This window comes from Pedobacter sp. B4-66 (assembly GCF_018492665.1).
Taxonomy (GTDB): Bacteria; Bacteroidota; Bacteroidia; order Sphingobacteriales; family Sphingobacteriaceae; genus Pedobacter.
Window position 1 is genome coordinate 1 of sequence record NZ_JAFVME010000020.1, and the last position, 17,892, is coordinate 17,892.

Below are 17,892 nucleotides of genomic sequence, written 5' to 3' on the forward strand. Positions count from 1 at the left end.
ATCTTCCAGAACCAGTGCAAAAAACTTTGCAAACAGATCCATTTAAAGAATGGACTCCAACTGCTGCATTTCTTGTAACAAAAGCAGATAAATCAACCTTCTATCAAGTAGATGTTAAAAAAGGTGAGGAAACATCATCTTTGAAAATCGACAAAGACGGTAAAATAGTACAATAACATTTCATCTTAGTCAGAACCCCTGAATAGTTCTGATAAAATATAATCACAACAGAATTCCCTTAGTGATTAAAAAGGGCTGGTTGATGATTGAAAAGGCTGCTTAATTTAAGTAGCCTTTTTTTATAAAAAAAAGTATAGCTACTCGGAGGTTCGTAAGGAAAAAGGTAGAGGCATTTTTATTTAATTTTTAATGTTGATTAGGTTTACTACTACTTTTACCATCATCTCTTTTTCATCCGATTTACTTTCTGCGATCATTAAAGTTAACGCCACCAATGCATTATCTGCAATGCGTTTATAACCATCAGCTCTATAAAGAATGCTATTTTTCTCTAAAAACCAAACAAAAAGATAGGCGGCTATTCGTTTATTGCCATCGGTAAAAGAATGGTTTTTAACGACAAAGTATAAAAGGCTAGCGGCTTTTTCTTCTACACTAGGATATAAATCAACACCATCAAATGTTTGATATATGGTTGAAATGGAACTTTTGAAAGATTGATCTTTTTCGTTTCCAAATAATGAGCTGCCTCCGAATTTATCTTTGAGATCGTATATAGCTTGTATCGCCTCTTCATAATTTATAGCGAATAGTTCTTGGTCAGTTGTTCCTTCAATTGTTAGCTGCTGATGATCATATTTGTCAAGGATATCAAGTGCATATGCATAATCGGAGACCACTTTTAATAAGCCTGTAGCTTCATCAGAATTTAGTTCCTTATTTTCCAGTACATTGGTTAATAAACTTACGGTATTCTTTAAAGAATTTAGTTGCTCGTTTTGTTCCCTTAATCGTGATTCATTTAAAGAATAACCTTTTACTAGGTATTCTTTTAGGATTTTATTTGCCCAAATACGGAATTGAGTGCCTTCTAATGATTTTATCCGATAACCAACTGAAATTATTACATCCAAGCTATAGAAGGCTACCGGTCTATCTGCATTAGCAATGTGCATTTTTTGCACATTGCTTTTTTCCACTAGCTCTTTTTCCTTGAAGATATTGTTAATGTGCTTAGTGATTACAGTTCTATCCCTTTTAAACAAGCTTGTTATTTGTGCTTGGTTTAACCAAATGGTATCATTTTCTAGCTTGACTTCAATAGAAGTAGTTCCGTCTTTGGTTTGGTAAATCGTTATTTGATCTTTAGTCGTCATAATTTGATCTGATATAGACGAACATATATATAAATGATCAATAAAACACAAGCTTATGGTTCAAAATGATTCTATGACTTCACATTCGGCCACACGTCCAATTTCCTCCATGAAGTAACTTTCAATATGGCTGCGGGATTGAACGATTTGTTGTTAATTACTGAATTGAGCGATTATCTTAGCACTGGAAATATACTATATTTAACTAGACGATGAGATATTTATTGCCAATATTCCTTCTTATGCTTCTATTGGGATGTAAGACTTATAAAGTGATAAAACCAAATGAAATAAAAGCTGTATATGTTCTATTCAAAGGTCGTGCTGATCACCGAGAATATAAGCTCTTTGATGATTCTATTGTGAAGTTTGATGTAAAACATTCTAATGTTAGACTTGCCCTGGACAAATACAAAAATAAATTAGGGCTATTCAGACAAGAACCGACTAATTATCTGGATAGTTTTATAATAAATAAAAGAATAATAAAACCCGTGCCAGTGAAAGTATTGCCTTTACATGAGTTTGGGTATATAGTAACTCATGCAAATGAGCTGTTTTTTTATGGAATTATAGAATCAGTTTTTGAAGATCTGACGCACAACAGAGTATATTTTGAAGAGTGATTAAATGCTAAAGTCACCGTAAGGTGTTCTACTCATATCAGGGTTACAATTGTTAACGTTTTACCAACCTCCAAAAGTGTAAACTAAAAAGCGGACAAGCCCAACTGTCAACCTATAGGCGGATGAGACCAAAGCTTTATGTTAGTTTGTTTTATTCTTCCTTAGGTATAGAGTCAGTCCTACTATCACTATGATACTAACAAGTATATTTAACCCCGCTGTTAGATTTGTTTTAGAAGGAATACGATGTCCACTTCCGTGCGCCAAAATCAGGAAGAGTAAGCAGAAAACGAGATAAATTGTTACCAATCCGACGATTGCACTAAGTAAAGTTTTCATTTAATTTCAGTTAATATTATTTACCCGCAATGTCCATTACAACATGCATCGTTATTCCTAAATATTATATTTGCTTTAAATTAATACTTTTAGGAAATCAAATATGCAAAAAACTCTATTACTGTTTTACTCAATACTATTTCTCTCATTTACAACGGTAAAAGAGGATCCAAAAGATAGGTTAACTGTAAAAGGCCCGCTTAAATTTGGCAGCACTAGCTTCGTACTTGCGTGGACGGATCATCCACAGGATCATTATTACGTTCAGGAATATTTACCTGAAGGTGAAAAGCTAGCGAATTTTAATCAGATGCTCACGATTAATTTATTTGTTACGGATGTTGAGCTAAAAGATGCAATTGCACAAAAGACAAAAGAGTTGACAAAACGTAAGGAAACAGATGCCCTGTGCAATTATGAAATCAATGAGAGTCCGGATGGGAAAGAGGTTATACTGGATTTCTTAATGGGCGAAAGCAAAGACAACAAAATGACTGTCTCCGAATTCAACGTGTACCGCTACAAACAAATAAACATTGAAGGTGGTAAAAAAGCAATAATTGTTTTTGCTTATTCCAAAAGAGCTTATGCTGATGGTATTACTCCATTTCTAAAATCTCTTGGAGAGGAAAGGGTTAACCATTTGAATCAGATGATTTCGACCGAAGTACCTACGGTCAAAATACTTTAATGGCTATGAAGCGGCAACAACTTTAGGATTTGTTGAGATAATAGAGATTTAAGTTGCCTATAACACGTGTTATAAGACATAATCTTTGATCAAATTGAACAGAAAATATCCCAAAGCGAGAAGTCCAATCACCATAAACACAATATGTAATTTTTCCGAATTTTTGCTGATAATTATAAAATCCTCGGGTTTTTCAGGGAGATACAGCAACTCAACGGTTTCACCTTCTTTAAATAGTGATGGTCTGCTTCCAAATGAACTTTTATGATTTACATGATAGCCATCTGCTAAGGTGAATCTGACTACTGGATGGTAATTGCGATTTCTTCCTTCAACGATTAGATCTGTAACTCTGCCCTGAGTTTTTATCCCTATCTTTCGATATAATTTAAGTTTATCTTTTTGTAACAGATATATTATTAAAAAAATTATTCCGATCAGCCCAACGAAAAGACTTTCATATTCCATACTGGTTAATTTAGTTCTTTAAAGATATTGATTTCACTAGAAAATCCGTGGTTGGGTCTTTAAATGGCGCTCGAGAATGGTCACAACGGGCCTGTCAATCTTATTTACACTAAAAGGTAATTGACAATTGGCAATTATGCGGTGGAGCACTTGTTTCTTACACCTTTGTATCTCGTGCTCTGGTACTTGATCCCTACTGCTAAAGCTTGAACACAATTAACCGGATAATTATCGCCGAATTAAACTTTGGGTTTGTATACTTGCGGCATAAAAAAAAATGTCTTTTATATGCCTGAGCGAAAACACAGCCGCATTTGAAGAAAACTATTTTTGAGAGGTTATTTAGCATAGCAGAATATTCAAAAATGAGCAAGCAGGAACAAAAGATATACGACGAGGATTTAAAACGCAAATTTGTTTAGCCAATTAATAAATATGCAGGAAGACGGTTATACGGAATTTAAAAGTAGTTTTTCAGATAAGGTTGTTGAAAGTCTGGTTGCTTTTGCTAACGCAAATGGAGGTAAAGTACTTATAGGTGTTGATGATAAAGGTGATCCTGTAAGGGGTTTTTCTATTGGAGCTGAAAGTTTGCAGAATTGGGTGAATGAGGTGAAAAATAAGACTTCTCCGAGTATTATTCCGGATGTTGAGATTGTTAATATTGGTGGGGCGGATGTTGGTGAATTATCGGTTCGGGAATTTCCAATTAAGCCTGTTTCCTTTAAAGGAAGGTATTTTAAACGAATTAAAAATTCAAATCATCTGTTATCTATCAATGAAATTTCTGAATTGCATTTAAAGGCGATTAATGCAAGTTGGGACAGTTATGTGAATCCCAAATATAGTATGGATGATATTTCTTTAGATAAAGTACAGGATTTTATTGATAAATGCAATCGGGGTAGGAGCATTGTTATTGAGGATGATGCGGTCACAGCCCTAAACAAATTTGAGCTGATTGAAGCTGGTGGTGGAATATTGAATGCTTGTTTCTTATTGTTTTCCAGGCGGGATGTTTTTGCTGCGACAATTGAATTGGGTAGATTTTCTGATCCGATCAGCATAAAGGATGGCCTTACTTTACGCTCAGATTTGTTTTCTGAGGTTGAGGAGGTTTTGGGTTTTATTAGAAAACATATTAATAAAGAATATATCATTACGGGAAACCCACAGCGTGAGGAACGCTGGCAGTATCCTATGCAGTCTTTGCGTGAGATTGTGATCAATATGATTGTGCATAGGAATTATACGAGTCCTGATGCTTCTTTAATAAAAATATATAATGAGCGGATTGAATTTTGGAATCCAGGTAAACTGCCAGAGGGAATTTCTATTGATCAGCTTGTAAACGGAAATTATATATCTCGAATCAGAAATGTTAAGGTTGCTTCAACTTTCAAAGAAGCGCAGTTAATTGAGCGGTATGGTTCTGGAATTAAACGCATTCAACAGGGCTTTACAATTTATGGATTGAAGCCGCCATTTTTTGAGGAGTTTCAGGGCGGGTTTAGGGTAACGGTATACTCCAATTCTGAAGAGATGACTAATAGTGAATTGGGTGAAAAGTTGGGTGAAAAGTTGGGTGAAAAGTTGGGTGAAAAATTATCCAAAACTCAACAGCTGATTATTGAGGCAATGCGTGAAAATAGTAAAATTAGCCAAACAGAATTAGCAAGGATGTTCGGAGTTTCTGATACGGCAGTTCAAAATAACACGAAGTATCTTCAGGAAAATGGCTTTATCCTTCGGGTGGGTCCCGCGAAAGGTGGCCACTGGGAAGTATTATAATCTAAATGCTATGGAAAAAAAAATATTTTGATTTTCATATTTGATTACCAGATGGTTTTCTCGGAACTACTTAGTCAAAGGCTTAACCTTCGTCCTTTTAGCAGGATCTACACTTCTATTGCTTAATATTCTTCACAATTACTACGCTGATAATCAGCTTAAGATCTATGGTACAAACGCTAATGCCATAGTTACATCAGTTCAATACATGAGCGGTTACAAAAGTTACCCAGGAATAATAATTAAGTTTACTTATACCTCAAGAGGCAGGATATATAATCATTCCATTATGGATGATGTTGAAGTAAAATGTTCATCCATGGATCCGGACTTATTCGAAGAAGTAGGAAATTGGATATTATCGTAAAGTTTCGTTTAGTAAGATAGTTGTTTCTCTTTGGAATACTTGATGCTAATTTGCTTTGAATGACATTCTTTTCCAGCGTTTAGTATTACTAGTATTTACGACTCCCGGTACACTCTCAAGACAAAAGATTCTATTACTATCTCTTCCGTAAACGTTCAGTAACCTCAAGGTGTGCATCATGTTCTTATCTTCCATAAAAGTCATAATTGTAAATTTTTTAAAGAAAAATGATTAATTTCAGGAAAATCGCGTGCTCATGAAAAAAGTTGTTTTTTTCGGTTTTATCTTTTTTATTTTTTACCAGTCGGTTTTTGCACAACTTCACCTGCCAATTACGGTTACCCATTCACAAAATGGAAAATTTTCAATTAGTTCTGTTTCCTACGGCTTGGGCATGTACAGACTTAAAGGTTTGTCCACGGTTTATAGTGGCAGTAAGGTATTGTACAAGATTGGGCGTTCTTTTCCTTTATTCGCCAAAAATAATGATATAGAAAATGCTTTTCTAACGATTTCAAACGATGGCTCGACTGTTGCTTATCTATCTCAAATTACATACCCATACCCCGCTTACGAAAATGTGGTTATTTATAAAAACGGGAAGTTCTTAAAGTCGTATACCCTGAAAGAATACAGCAGCTGCGACACAATACTCGATAATTCAAAGCTTTTTTATGCCAATAGCGATAAGATTATGGATTATGTTGCGGTACCCGATAGTGGTTTTCGTTGGTTTTACAAAAAAGATGTCAGCGAACAGGAGTTATTCCTGTATAAAAATTCGGTGCTTAGCCACAGTGATACGATCTACTCTACGGATCCTCAGAAAATGGTGACGGTTTTTGATTTACGTCGTGTCCGGATTATTGAAAAGGTCCCTTTCGACAGCATCTATAGCCGGATAAAAAATTATAAGCGAACAGACCCCGACTTTGATTATGCACTAATGTCTAGTAAACATATCAATGATTTTAAAGTGAAAGGCAAATCGACTAAAGTTTCAGATACGCTGGAAAAATTGCTGGGAGTACCGTTTATAAATCTTGATGATCCTGACTTGAATAAATATAAATTCTACAAAGTCGGGCTCAAGGGATATTTGGGCCGGGATGGCGTGTTTACAATAGATGAGTTCTCGTCGGATTCACTAGACAAAAAGCGGATTGAAAAATTCTTTCAGACAACCAAGTTTGAGGCGGGAATGATTTCACCAAAGTTAGAGAAACAATACTTCTATTTCTTTGGTGCATTCGGAAGACCTCTTAATGAGGCGGCTGAAAAGGAGATTATCGCTAAAAAACAGGAGCTTAAACGCAGACTGACTTTGGATTCCATCAATCACGTGTACATTCCGCCGAACATCAGGGCCTGTTTTATAGAGCTGGACAAAAAGCTAGAACCGGAAGTGGTTTTGAAACTAAACGCCCTAAAGTCAGCCGGGGAAATGGGGCTTTACCATTTTGGAATGGGTATGTGGATGAGAAATAACTGGGGGCTTTGGAGCGGTTCGAGGTTGTCAGCTTACATGACGCAGCGCGGATTTAGAGACCCAGATTCCATGTCTAATGAGATTCTACGCTACTATTATTATTGGTTTAAGGGTAATAAGGAGATCTACAAAGAGTTCGAGGCAAAATATCCTGCTGACTGATCAGTAAATGTTGGAACATAGCGCGTTGAGATTACCAACCTTTTTTAACCTTACACTGGGAGTCAAAAAAGAAAGATTGGCCCTCCAGTCTTATAGTTTTCTTATGGTCACGGTTCACTACTGGCTCCTTGAGGCTCACGGCATATAGCGAAGCCACTGATTTTACTGGCTTCGCATTGGTAAGTATTATTATAACCTGTTAACCAGATGGCAGAGAGTTATATGAGTCATCCTCTAAAGCAGCAGCACATTGCAAATCTTCAATAAAAGAGTTCGAGTTCTGTATCGTCGGGACCACAAAACGGGTAAGCCTTTAGATAAATTCTGAAGGCTTTTTTATTTTCTACTAAAGCGCTGATCTTTCTATTAATACCTTATTTTTAAGGTATGAAACGCATCTTATTTTTTCTTTTTATCATGTTTTTTTGCCACAGGTTAAATGCGCAGGCTAATCGTTTTCGACCAACCTATGTTTGTGAAGGATATATTAAATTATCTGAAATTAAGAAACTGCCTATTAAACTCAATTATTTAGTACTTCTAGATTCAACAATAGTAGGTTCGTATTTTTATAAATCTAGTTTCGGTACACTAACACTGACAGGAAAAATTAACAAAGACGGTTCTTTTATCTTGTATGAACGAGATGAAAAAAATGATGTTACAGGGTGTTTTATAGGTAAAAAGCTACCAGATAAAAGGACTATTAATGGCATTTGGACTAACAATAAAAATGAAAAGTCTTATCCTTTTTCACTTACAATACTAGATGATTCAAAATCTTATTGGAGTTATATTAGAAAATTTAGGGCTCTTCCAGAATATCATAACATTCAATTGGCCGTAAAAAATCCCGATAAAGTTGTAGCTTTTGATATCGATGATCAGGCTCAAACATCTTTGCCAAAGTCTTTTGCTAAACTAAAAAATGTGTTATCGATTAATATTGGCGGAAATCAATTTAAGGCCTTTCCTGTGGTAATTTCAGAGCTACAACAGCTACAAGAGCTATCCATGAGTTCAAATGGAATGGAAGCTGTTGGTCCAGAGATTGGAAACCTAAAGGATCTTCGAATATTAATTATAAATTTTAATAAGTTAAAAGAACTGCCTATAGAAATCGGAAGTCTTAAAAAGTTGTTGTATTTAGAACTTGGCAACAATCAACTTAAGGCCCTGCCATCCACGATAGTAAACTTGCAACAATTACAAGAACTCCATATTGAAAGGAATAAATTAAGTGAAAAAGAAAAGGCAAAAATTAAAAACCTTTTGCCTAATTGTATTATTCATTTTGACTAAAATGAATATCATATAAATGATTTTAAGAGAAAGCCTTTAGACAAATATCTGGAGGCTTTATTTATTTCAAAATCTGGACATATAGAGAATTGCACATTAAAAATTGGACACATAGGTGTAACGTGTCCAATTTTTATAAGAATATGAACATGAATAGTTAATATTGCAGGAGGCGAAAGCATCAACGGCTACAGAGAATAAAAGAAGTTTTTTATATTAACGGAGATCTGATCTCTATTTTAGAAGGTTAGTTAGCTATTTACGAAAGAATTTAATTTGTTCAAGTCTTGTCAGCGCTTGTTCATAAGTGTACTCTTTCATGTGCAAGGAGTCAACCCATTTGTAGTTTACAAATCTTGTTTCTTTTACGTTTGGTCCTAAGGAAAGCATGTTAAGTTCTCCGCAACTATTGCACTTTACTATGGGCCAACATGTTTCAGGTATTCCACTCTCCTTACTCAAAATTTGAGTTTCCAGTACTGTACTGCATTTTGTACATGAATGTTTTAGTGTCTCAACAATTTTTACAGGTTTTATGAAGTTTTGAATTTTCATTAAAGTCGTCAATACAGAACCATATAACCATTTGTTGAGGTTGCTATTAAAATCAATTTCAATAATAGTTGCTAACTCGTTGAATAGGTCACAAATAAATTCTTTCTCCTCAGTATCATAATCCAACTTATTTAGACTTGAAAGTTCTGATTTAAGCATACTCTTTAGTTGCTGTACAGATTTTTTACTTTTTATTCCGCTTATTAGGTTGTCTGAAGAGCTATTAAAAAACAAAGTAAGTTGTTGACATAATTCATCACTTGAAGGGTTTAATCCTCTTTCATTCCATACTTGGATTGAGAATTTATTTCGCTGTTTGAAGTCTACAAGTTTATCTATTTTTTGCTCGTCAGTCATCTTTATTGTTTTGTGTCAGTGGGTCGTGGGCAACAATCATTTATTGCCGCAGGTGTGAGAATTTATAACGTCTAGCCTGGAACTTTATCTTGGATTGTTGATTAGTAAAATTAGGCCTTTTTGCGGGTTTTTCTCACTTTTTTGTGTTAGTGGTGTATTCTCTGATTCAATAATTTTTATTCAAAGGCGGGTAAATAAAAGGAAAGGTTATTTGAATGAGAGTGATCAGATACGACCTGTTTTTTCTGTCGTCTGGACCACAAATGACCCACCGTATGCCAAGCATGGGAATAAAATTGAAAAGTCTTCAGATTTCCATCTAAAGGATTTTTCTTTAAATGCCTTATCTTTATATTTCAAATAATAATCAATATGTCTCTACATGTTTGTCCAAAATGCAACAATAAAAGCTTCTTGTGGGGTATGGCTGACGAGTTTGATATAATATTTAAAACAAAAGTCTTTAGATGAAAGTCTGAGGCTTTATTTAATTTTTACTTTAGAAAAGTAGTCGTAACCTAATCAAGAGACAAATGACAAAGTATCCCGGAGTTAAAAATAAAGACTTAGTTGGTTCATATCCTGCATTTGGAAAATCAGGTGGAGGATATGTTTGGGACGAAGTATTGGAATATCGGGTTTGGTGTCACCCACTTGATGGAGCTCCTGACATTTATGAAGGAGACGATTATTATTATGCTTTTAACAACTATGAAGATGCCATTGAATTTTCAAGAGAAAATGCGGGTTCAGAAGAACCATTGGCTCTTATTTTGCAAAAAGAATATATAGACGAGCCAGAGCCTGGCAATTATATTCATGTTAAAGAACATAGAATAACGGAATGGCCAGTTGAGTTTCTTAGCCGTCCGAAAAGAAACCCAAACACCATTCCAGACTTTTTCTCTCCAAGTGCTCCTGATAATAGACTGCAAATATTGCGGGGATTGACTTGAGGAATCGGCAATTTAAAATTATACCAAATTGTCCTCTAAGCCCGCTGCATTATGCAAATCATCCATAAAATTTGCTCCTAAAGGAGTCTATGCTTGGATGTCAATCGGTCTGATGCCAAATTTGAACACTTAAATGACTCTGTAACACTTGTCTTCAACCTGCATCTAATACAAAACCTATATAGATGTATGAAAAATTCAACGCTCTTGTTTTTACTTTTATTAGTCTTTTTATCGAGTGTTGCAGTAGCTCAGCAAAACCAATGCAATTGCTCATTGCTTTTGAACGAGACTGTTAAAAATGTTTCTACGGTTTATGCCGGTTTCACAGATAAAGTAACATCAAAAACCAATAGGGAATACGATCGGTTGGTTAACCAGCTTTCGCGGAAGGCAATTGATGTAACCAATCCGCGGAAATGCTATGAAATCATTAAAGGTTATACAGAATGGTTTAAAGACGGGCATGTAGGTGTATGGTTTGGCATTAAATCTTCTGCAGCCGAAATCATGAAGATTTCTCTCCTGGATATTCAAAAGAAACTAGAAGGTAGGGGTAATATGCTACAAGGATTTTGGTCGACTGCCGACCAAAAACAGCAATTTGCAATAGTTAAAGATCCTTCAGGTGAAAATAAATACCTCGCAGTTACGATAAAAAGTAGTGATACCAGTTGGAAGCCCGGGATGGTTAAAGTCGAGTTTTACGATTATAACCCTCGCGAAAAACTGTATAGTGGTATGTATTATCAAAATAACTTTAATGGAGTTTTAAATGGTTTTACGTTAACTAATAATCGGTTGGACCATTGGTTTGGCCCTTCATGGTATCGCAATGATGCAGAAGGCAAGCCTATTAAGATTCAACCTGAAAATACCTCAGCGGTGTCATTCAAGGTCATTGACAGCGAATCTTCGTATCTTAAGTTAGGGAAGTTTAATCAGGAAGATGTTGCGAAACTGGATAGCTTGATTCGTGCGAACAGTTCCATCATTCAGAAATCCAGGAACCTGATCATCGACCTGAGGGGAAATCCTGGAGGCAATGGTTCTTCTTCGGAGGAAATGATTCGTCTGATTTATACAAATCCGATTATTTATCCTGCCTGGCAATATCGATCCTCCGCATATATGATCGCAGCCAAACAGGCCTTTGTTTCGGAATTATCAAAGAATGATCCATACCATATGTTGAAATCGCAGCAACAGTTACTTACTAACCTAACCATGAATCAGGGACAATTGGTGAGTACTGGGGATAGTATAGTTAGAACGATAGATTCAATTCCACATCATCCTCAACGGATTGCCTTTTTGATTAACAGGGGCTCCGGAAGCAGTGCCGAGTTTTTTACATTTGAAGGTAAGCAGAGCAAGAAGGTTATGCTCTTTGGTGAGCCAACGGCCGGCGTTATGGATTATGGTGAGGCCCAAAGTATCAACTTGTCTTGTGGTCAGTATGTGATTAGTGTACCCTGGGGTAGAAACGGCTGGATCAATAGATTTGGTTATCGCATTGATAACGTTGGATTCAAACCGGATGTAGCTATACCTGCTTCTGAACAGGATTGGATTGGTTTTGTGATGAAGTACTGGCGGAAGTAGGTTATTTGATTTGCTATTTTAAGATTCCCGGGATGTCCTTTAAAAGTATCATTTTTTAGCTTTCCGGGCGGGGCTACTTTATTTTATAATTTTCCCCGCAATCATGCTGATTACTTATTTTTTGCAAAGCTTTTTGCAGGGTAATTAGCTACAATAACACCTCATTAGGGCGATTGACATACGAACTTTACTTTTGAGATTTTCATCTATATTTACAGCATGTTAATGCCCTCGAAACAAATAGAAATTCCATTAAGCAAAATAAAAATTGCTCTTCTTTTTGTTGGCTCTCTGGGTTTTGTGATAGCTGGAATATGGTTGGTCTTGTATGAGCTTACAACGCCACCTTATCATAGAAAATGAGCGTATTTTGGTTTGATAGATATCCTAAGAATTACATAGACAACTGCAGGTAAGCAATGCAGTCACAAAGAGCTATTGAAATTGTTGAAAACAAATTTTAATCACATTACCACCATCAGTCTCAAGACAAAAGATTCCATTACAGGCAAAGAAGAGACAAAGACTCCGATGCAATTAGGTATTGATCCCGAATCAATCGTCGGCGTTAAAAAGAAAGATCAAAGCTGGTAATTACTTGGGAAAAAGCTATATTTAAGCTGGTCAAAAATTTTTGACCAGCTCATAATGCTCACGATCATGAATTACAAATCTATTGTCTTTAGCTTTTTTTCTTTATTCATTTTTTCAACTTCGTTTGGTCAATTTATAGATGATCCTCGCGGTCCGCAAGAATTATACAATAGATTTGTTTTTTTTACCAAACGTTTGAATATGAAATTTAAGTTTCCCAAAGGAATGGTCGAAGTGGAAATCAAATTTAGTCCGTATACGCCGCATCAATATGCAGGCGGTTTAGATGGTATGTTCTATCAAGTCAAACCTAAATATAATGATGATCTGCGCGTCGTTTTTGCCCTGCACGATTTAGAGAATACACCTCTGGATAGTATTTTAAATGGTTATGTAAGTAGAAGTTTTGCGCGTAAACTGAACTACCTTTTGGACACTCGCCCATGGTTTGAAGAAAAAAATGGTATAGTGACCAAAATAGAACGCAGCGACGTTTTGGATTCCTCAAAAATGGAAATTTATAAAGGACGTGAATTGAAAAAATATGGTTCGGACTGTGCAGGGATGCTTGATATTCCTCTTGAAACACCCTATTTAGGGAAATATCACAAATTAAAGGTTCTTTTTATGCTAATGAAAACCGAAGGTGAGGCGTATCTTTATTATTTTTATAATGATGGTGTTGATATCAACAAATACGTTGACCTAACAAAATATTCATGGACGTTCAAATAGTTAACTTTTATAAAAGTTCTGCTTTTGATTTGGTAAGTGTTGTAAGGTGAAACCCTTATTAAGCCGTCTATTACAACACGCATCGTTATTCCTAAATATTATATTTGCTTTAAATTAATACTTTTAGGAAATCAAAATTTGTTGAAATAATAGAGATTTAAGTTACCTATAACACGTGTTATAAGACATAGTATCTCATGCTCTGGTACTTGATCCCTACTGCTAAAGCTTGAACACAATTAACCGGATAATCACCGACTAATTGAACCCTGGCTTTGTATACTTGCGGCATAAAAAAACTGTCTTTTATATGCCTGAGCGAAAACACAGCAAGTATATTACTCCTCTTCTCGATTTTAGTTTTAAAAAGATCTTCGGTTCCAGCCCGAATAAAGATCTCTTAATCGCGTTTTTGAATGAGATTTTTAAAGGCAGAAAAACGATCGTTGATCTTGTTTATAATAAAAACGAACATCAGGGTGAGAACAGAGAAGAAGCGGCGGCTGTATTTGATTTGCTCTGTACGGGTGATCGGGGAGAAAAGTTCATTATTGAGGTACAGCACAGCGATCCTATCAACTTTAAAAAAAGAGGAATTTATTATACTTCCCGTCTGATCAGCGGGCAGGCGCCAAAGGGTAAGCTCAAAAGCTGGCTTTATGATATTACTGAGGTTTATTTTGTTGCGATACTTGAAAAGCCAATTGAAAAGAACTCAGCCGATAATCGATATTTTCATGATGTATGTCTTTGTTACAGAGATACTGGCGAAATATTTTACGATGGATTGGGCTACACTTATATTGATTTGAGTAACTTTGTAAAGACCGGACAGGAATGTGAGACGCAGTTGGATACGTGGCTTTATTCGCTGAAGCATATGGATGAAATGGATGAGCTTCCTCCACATTTGAAGAAAACTATTTTTGAAAGGTTATTTAGCATAGCAGAATATTCAAAAATGAGCATGCAGGAACAAAAGATGTACGACGAGGATTTAAAACGTAAATGGGACAATGAGGCTGCTTTTGCTTTCCGCGAAGAGAAGGGTAAGTATGAAAACTCCAGGGAGATTGCCGCAGAAATGAAAGCAGATGGTATGTCTACTGAGCTAATTGCAAAATATACACACCTGTCGCCTGAGGAAATTGAGAAACTTCCTTAGCCATATAATCTTCGCATAATGGCCGAAAAAAATGGAACATTTAAAAAGCTTCCATACCTAATAACCCTCCAAAAAACTGTAAAGCATTCCCCGTATTAAACCGAATGGAACTTACTAGAATAATGTACATTGAATGTAAAGGAGATGGTTTGATAGGAGATGCTAGAATAGGGCGCGTCAAATTTTCTAAAACTGGTGCATCTTAAAGATACTAAGGTTATAAACGATTGAAATGTAAAACGGTATGACGAGTATTCAAGTAAATGAGTTAATCAAGCAAGAACTTAGGGAAGAACCGGATTTAACCAATGTGTTTGGCCTTAACTTAGGGGAGTGCTTAATTACACCCGTTAGGCAAACTTACCTATTGGATAATGATGAAGAAGTCGAACTCTGGACTGTGTTAAAAGACAGTGCGAAAGGAGATAGTTATTATATCTTTTATGACGAGAAAGAAGAAATGTATGGACTTGGTGTCAAATCTAATCAAGGGATGCGTAACATTGGCTACTATGGCACGTTTCTGCAAACGATATATTCAATGTAGCTGAATGTCCACACCTTGCCCATAAGATTACGTTCCATTGTCAAATATGAATATAGAGTTAGCGAGTGTATTAATCATAACAATAAAGCTAAGCTATGAGTTCGATTCTCGTCGGGACGACAGAACCTCTTCCCATCTTGGGAATAACATGGGAAAGATTATTGAAAAGCCTTTAGATGAAAATCTGAAGGTTTTTTTATTTCAGTACGATTGAATACTAGTCACAATCCCAATTACCACGCTTTTTACCACAATGACTGCATTCGAATACATAGTAAGTTGGATACCATTCTTTTAGTAACGTTTCGTTTTCGGGTAAGCTATCATCCCACAAGTGGTTTAGTTCTTTATCTGTCATGTTCATAAAAAGGGCTTTCCCATCTCCATCATTACTATTTGAATAAAAATCTTTAGGCTCCCAAGTTCCTTTGTAAACCATAAAGTCATCACAATGTGTAAGCCACAATTCTTGTTGCCAAGTTATAATTTTCGGAGTTCTTCTTAATTCTACTAACTTTTCAATAGGAATAAAAGGCGGGTTCTCTATATTGTGTTTATAAACCTTGCTTAAGCCTTCTTCATCAAGCATGCCAAATTCAGTGTCGTGCCAAAATTCAAACCTACCTTCCTTTAGACAGGAATAACATCCAAACTTTCCATCTTTTTCATCGTCGCTAAATATATTGGTAATTGTGTAATCCAATTCAAAGCAATGATCTGTTTTTCCACAAATAGAGCAAACTGAATGTTCGATCACTAGGTGGCTCATTTCATCAATTGGTCCTTTAAAATATTTGAAGATCATGGGAATCATTTTATGAAATTAAAGATAAAAAGATGTTTTAGGTTATTACCTTAATCAGTAACTATATCTTTCAAGCCCGCCCTACGATGCGTAAGTAACAATGCTGAGTTAATTTTCGATAAATTTGATTTATGACTACTTATATTGATGAGATCAGAATGATGTTAACCAAAATCAAAAGAAAAGAATGTTTAGAGAAGTATACCTTGTTTCCTGTTAGAGTTTTTGTAAAATCTAAACAGGATTACAATGAGTTTTTTCCTGAATTTTATAAATCGTATGTTTTAACAATCGCTGGTAAATCTTTTAAAACTAAAATAACGCGCTTAGGTAAAGAAGTCAGAGACATTCTAAAAGACATGGGAATCAAAGATTTAGTATTCCTTGGCGATGAAAATATCCCTTGGCGATATAGAAATAGCGATTATAAACCTGCGAAAGCAGCGTTGAATTATTTGAAAGATAATAAAATAGGCAAAAAGTTTAAAGGAGCTTTTCGGGTTGAAATAGGAATAATTCCAACTTTTATTAAACATCTTTCTTGGTTAACCCGAACTAATACTGTTTTGCCTTATGTCTATTTCACTAATCCTGAGCATAATATTGTTGGTCATATCTGTCAGTATGGGAATTTCCATTTACATCTGTTAAATGAGGAGGCAGAAATATCAATGATGCCAAATATTGTAGATAGCAAATTTGAGTTTTTAATTGATGGACATTGTACATAAATAAGCGATATTTTTTCATTATGAAAAGAATCAATATTCTAACTTTAATATTGTCTACAAGCATTGTCGCTTGTAGCTATGTCCACATATATTTTATTCTAGGCAGGTTATTTCTGAATGGTTCTAACTGAGCTTATGCATCCTGTAAAATACTTATGACTACTCAAGAAATTATAATTGAAATTAACAAGTTGATAATCCAAAGTCTTGATGACTTAGGAGCTCTTGAGCGAATTGATAAATTGACAAATCTTTTAAGAGTGAATGGAGACGGATATTTAGCTTGTGAACATCTGATTTATTTACTTGAAAGACATCCAAATGTAGAATTTGGAACACCGGGTGAGCCTGTTCATACATTAGAAACGTTTCAAGGTTATTACGAAGTATTTCTATACCAATCTTTAGAAAGGCAACCAACTCAGATGACGGTTTGGATGCTTAACAGAATTATAAATGCTGAGGCTAATATTGAGAAGAAAAATGAGTTATTAAATAGGTTGGGAAATTGTTTAAACCACCCCTCGGCTAATGAAGTTGCTAAAGAGGCTACGTTAAACTTTTTAAAATATCAAACTGAAGAATAAATAGTATAAGAAGGCATATATGAAATATACTATAGAGAATATAATTGACTTTTTAAAAGAACAATCTTTAGAGGACGAAATTAATCCACAAACCAATGTCTGCGATGATATTGGAATGAGTGGCGATGATTTTGATGAAATGATGACGGCGTTTGCCGAAAAGTTTTCTGTTGATATGACCAGTTATTTGTGGTATTTTCATGCGGAAGAGGAAGGGAGCTGGACAAGTCTCAGTTTGTTTCCCAGGGCGAATGAACAGGTTAAAAGAATTCCTTTAACACCAACGATCCTAACTGACTTTGCTAATTTGGGTAAATGGAGTGTGATTTATCCAGAACATAAAGTAACACTAACTGAATATAACGATTACTTCACGCTGTCCATTTTTATTATTCTAATAGGGGTAATTATCTATCAATTTATCTAATGAAATTAAACCCCGCATTACTTTTTCTATCGACTGCATTTTTTACGCAAACTAATATGAAAGGTACCTAATGTTCTAATCTAGTACTATCAATCCAAGAGTACAAAATCGTATAGGCATTCCGCAATTTGTGGAGAAACGCAGCAGTCTGATGAAGTGAGTTAATGAGTAAGGTGTTGTAAATCAATATTATGCCAAAATACCGGTAATTGGGTATAATTATGTAGCATACTTAAAGCATAACTAACAAGAATAT

The 17,892-nt window shown here is 35.3% G+C and carries 18 protein-coding genes; 14 read left to right on the forward strand and 4 right to left on the reverse strand.

Annotation, left to right across the window (positions count from 1 at the left end; all coding sequences use genetic code 11):
- Positions 1-359: 359 nt before the first annotated feature.
- Positions 360-1,337: a virulence RhuM family protein/type II toxin-antitoxin system death-on-curing family toxin gene (locus J1905_RS23160; RefSeq protein WP_214229568.1), complete on the reverse strand. Its 978-nt coding sequence runs from the start codon at positions 1,335-1,337 to the stop codon at positions 360-362.
- Positions 1,338-1,549: 212 nt separating this feature from the next.
- Here J1905_RS23160 and J1905_RS23165 point away from each other — a divergent pair, with 212 nt between their 5' ends.
- On the forward strand, positions 1,550-1,963 hold the full coding sequence (locus J1905_RS23165; RefSeq protein ID WP_214229569.1) for a hypothetical protein: 414 nt from the start codon (positions 1,550-1,552) through the stop codon (positions 1,961-1,963).
- Positions 1,964-2,405: 442 nt separating this feature from the next.
- Entirely contained in the window at positions 2,406-2,993 is a 588-nt protein-coding gene (locus J1905_RS23170) for an HI_0983 family protein (protein WP_214229570.1), read from the forward strand.
- Positions 2,994-3,062: 69 nt separating this feature from the next.
- Here the strand turns inward: J1905_RS23170 and J1905_RS23175 are convergent, their stop codons facing one another.
- Positions 3,063-3,461, reverse strand: a complete 399-nt coding sequence (locus J1905_RS23175) for a DUF3592 domain-containing protein (RefSeq protein ID WP_214229571.1) — start codon at positions 3,459-3,461, stop codon at positions 3,063-3,065.
- 435 nt (positions 3,462-3,896) lie between these two features.
- On the opposite strand from J1905_RS23175, the gene J1905_RS23180 reads away from it, so the two are divergent.
- The 4 genes from J1905_RS23180 (at position 3,897) to J1905_RS23195 (ending at position 8,572) form a co-directional block, all read left to right on the forward strand.
- On the forward strand, positions 3,897-5,252 hold the full coding sequence (locus J1905_RS23180; RefSeq protein WP_214229572.1) for an RNA-binding domain-containing protein: 1,356 nt from the start codon (positions 3,897-3,899) through the stop codon (positions 5,250-5,252).
- Between the two features lie 118 nt (positions 5,253-5,370).
- Positions 5,371-5,619 (forward strand): hypothetical protein, encoded by a 249-nt coding sequence (locus tag J1905_RS23185; RefSeq protein ID WP_214229573.1) that lies wholly within the window; start codon positions 5,371-5,373, stop codon positions 5,617-5,619.
- 256 nt (positions 5,620-5,875) lie between these two features.
- Entirely contained in the window at positions 5,876-7,270 is a 1,395-nt protein-coding gene (locus tag J1905_RS23190; RefSeq protein ID WP_214229574.1) for a DUF6794 domain-containing protein, read from the forward strand.
- Between the two features lie 387 nt (positions 7,271-7,657).
- Positions 7,658-8,572, forward strand: a complete 915-nt coding sequence (locus J1905_RS23195; protein ID WP_214229575.1) for a leucine-rich repeat domain-containing protein — start codon at positions 7,658-7,660, stop codon at positions 8,570-8,572.
- A 255-nt stretch (positions 8,573-8,827) separates the two neighbouring features.
- Here the strand turns inward: J1905_RS23195 and J1905_RS23200 are convergent, their stop codons facing one another.
- Positions 8,828-9,484 (reverse strand): DUF4844 domain-containing protein, encoded by a 657-nt coding sequence (locus J1905_RS23200; RefSeq protein WP_214229576.1) that lies wholly within the window; start codon positions 9,482-9,484, stop codon positions 8,828-8,830.
- Positions 9,485-10,017: 533 nt separating this feature from the next.
- Here J1905_RS23200 and J1905_RS23205 point away from each other — a divergent pair.
- The 5 genes from J1905_RS23205 to J1905_RS23225 all read left to right on the forward strand — a co-directional run bounded on the left by J1905_RS23205 (position 10,018) and on the right by J1905_RS23225 (position 15,086).
- Positions 10,018-10,440, forward strand: coding sequence for a hypothetical protein (locus tag J1905_RS23205; protein ID WP_214229577.1), 423 nt, complete (start codon positions 10,018-10,020; stop codon positions 10,438-10,440).
- Between the two features lie 189 nt (positions 10,441-10,629).
- On the forward strand, positions 10,630-12,045 hold the full coding sequence (locus J1905_RS23210; RefSeq protein WP_214229578.1) for a S41 family peptidase: 1,416 nt from the start codon (positions 10,630-10,632) through the stop codon (positions 12,043-12,045).
- 660 nt (positions 12,046-12,705) lie between these two features.
- Positions 12,706-13,374: a hypothetical protein gene (locus J1905_RS23215; RefSeq protein ID WP_214229579.1), complete on the forward strand. Its 669-nt coding sequence runs from the start codon at positions 12,706-12,708 to the stop codon at positions 13,372-13,374.
- A gap of 310 nt (positions 13,375-13,684) precedes the next feature.
- Positions 13,685-14,539, forward strand: coding sequence for an Rpn family recombination-promoting nuclease/putative transposase (locus J1905_RS23220; protein ID WP_214229580.1), 855 nt, complete (start codon positions 13,685-13,687; stop codon positions 14,537-14,539).
- A 244-nt stretch (positions 14,540-14,783) separates the two neighbouring features.
- Positions 14,784-15,086, forward strand: a complete 303-nt coding sequence (locus J1905_RS23225) for a hypothetical protein (protein ID WP_214229581.1) — start codon at positions 14,784-14,786, stop codon at positions 15,084-15,086.
- Positions 15,087-15,303: 217 nt separating this feature from the next.
- Here the strand turns inward: J1905_RS23225 and J1905_RS23230 are convergent, their stop codons facing one another.
- On the reverse strand, positions 15,304-15,900 hold the full coding sequence (locus J1905_RS23230) for a CbrC family protein (protein ID WP_214229582.1): 597 nt from the start codon (positions 15,898-15,900) through the stop codon (positions 15,304-15,306).
- 122 nt (positions 15,901-16,022) lie between these two features.
- Here J1905_RS23230 and J1905_RS23235 point away from each other — a divergent pair, with 122 nt between their 5' ends.
- The 3 genes from J1905_RS23235 to J1905_RS23245 all read left to right on the forward strand — a co-directional run bounded on the left by J1905_RS23235 (position 16,023) and on the right by J1905_RS23245 (position 17,636).
- On the forward strand, positions 16,023-16,622 hold the full coding sequence (locus J1905_RS23235; RefSeq protein WP_214229583.1) for a hypothetical protein: 600 nt from the start codon (positions 16,023-16,025) through the stop codon (positions 16,620-16,622).
- 155 nt (positions 16,623-16,777) lie between these two features.
- Complete coding sequence (locus tag J1905_RS23240) at positions 16,778-17,209, forward strand: hypothetical protein (RefSeq protein ID WP_214229584.1); 432 nt, start codon at positions 16,778-16,780, stop codon at positions 17,207-17,209.
- Positions 17,210-17,228: 19 nt separating this feature from the next.
- Positions 17,229-17,636 (forward strand): DUF1493 family protein, encoded by a 408-nt coding sequence (locus J1905_RS23245; protein ID WP_214229585.1) that lies wholly within the window; start codon positions 17,229-17,231, stop codon positions 17,634-17,636.
- The last annotated feature ends 256 nt before the right edge of the window (positions 17,637-17,892 follow it).

Coding starts and splice junctions, on each gene's coding strand:
- J1905_RS23160 (WP_214229568.1), bottom strand. CDS start 1,337: ATGACGACTAAAGATCAAATAACGATTTACCAAACCAAAGACGGAACT.
- J1905_RS23165 (WP_214229569.1), top strand. CDS start 1,550: ATGAGATATTTATTGCCAATATTCCTTCTTATGCTTCTATTGGGATGT.
- J1905_RS23170 (WP_214229570.1), top strand. CDS start 2,406: ATGCAAAAAACTCTATTACTGTTTTACTCAATACTATTTCTCTCATTT.
- J1905_RS23175 (WP_214229571.1), bottom strand. CDS start 3,461: ATGGAATATGAAAGTCTTTTCGTTGGGCTGATCGGAATAATTTTTTTA.
- J1905_RS23180 (WP_214229572.1), top strand. CDS start 3,897: ATGCAGGAAGACGGTTATACGGAATTTAAAAGTAGTTTTTCAGATAAG.
- J1905_RS23190 (WP_214229574.1), top strand. CDS start 5,876: ATGAAAAAAGTTGTTTTTTTCGGTTTTATCTTTTTTATTTTTTACCAG.
- J1905_RS23195 (WP_214229575.1), top strand. CDS start 7,658: ATGAAACGCATCTTATTTTTTCTTTTTATCATGTTTTTTTGCCACAGG.
- J1905_RS23200 (WP_214229576.1), bottom strand. CDS start 9,484: ATGACTGACGAGCAAAAAATAGATAAACTTGTAGACTTCAAACAGCGA.
- J1905_RS23205 (WP_214229577.1), top strand. CDS start 10,018: ATGACAAAGTATCCCGGAGTTAAAAATAAAGACTTAGTTGGTTCATAT.
- J1905_RS23210 (WP_214229578.1), top strand. CDS start 10,630: ATGAAAAATTCAACGCTCTTGTTTTTACTTTTATTAGTCTTTTTATCG.
- J1905_RS23215 (WP_214229579.1), top strand. CDS start 12,706: ATGAATTACAAATCTATTGTCTTTAGCTTTTTTTCTTTATTCATTTTT.
- J1905_RS23220 (WP_214229580.1), top strand. CDS start 13,685: ATGCCTGAGCGAAAACACAGCAAGTATATTACTCCTCTTCTCGATTTT.
- J1905_RS23225 (WP_214229581.1), top strand. CDS start 14,784: ATGACGAGTATTCAAGTAAATGAGTTAATCAAGCAAGAACTTAGGGAA.
- J1905_RS23230 (WP_214229582.1), bottom strand. CDS start 15,900: ATGATTCCCATGATCTTCAAATATTTTAAAGGACCAATTGATGAAATG.
- J1905_RS23235 (WP_214229583.1), top strand. CDS start 16,023: ATGACTACTTATATTGATGAGATCAGAATGATGTTAACCAAAATCAAA.
- J1905_RS23240 (WP_214229584.1), top strand. CDS start 16,778: ATGACTACTCAAGAAATTATAATTGAAATTAACAAGTTGATAATCCAA.
- J1905_RS23245 (WP_214229585.1), top strand. CDS start 17,229: ATGAAATATACTATAGAGAATATAATTGACTTTTTAAAAGAACAATCT.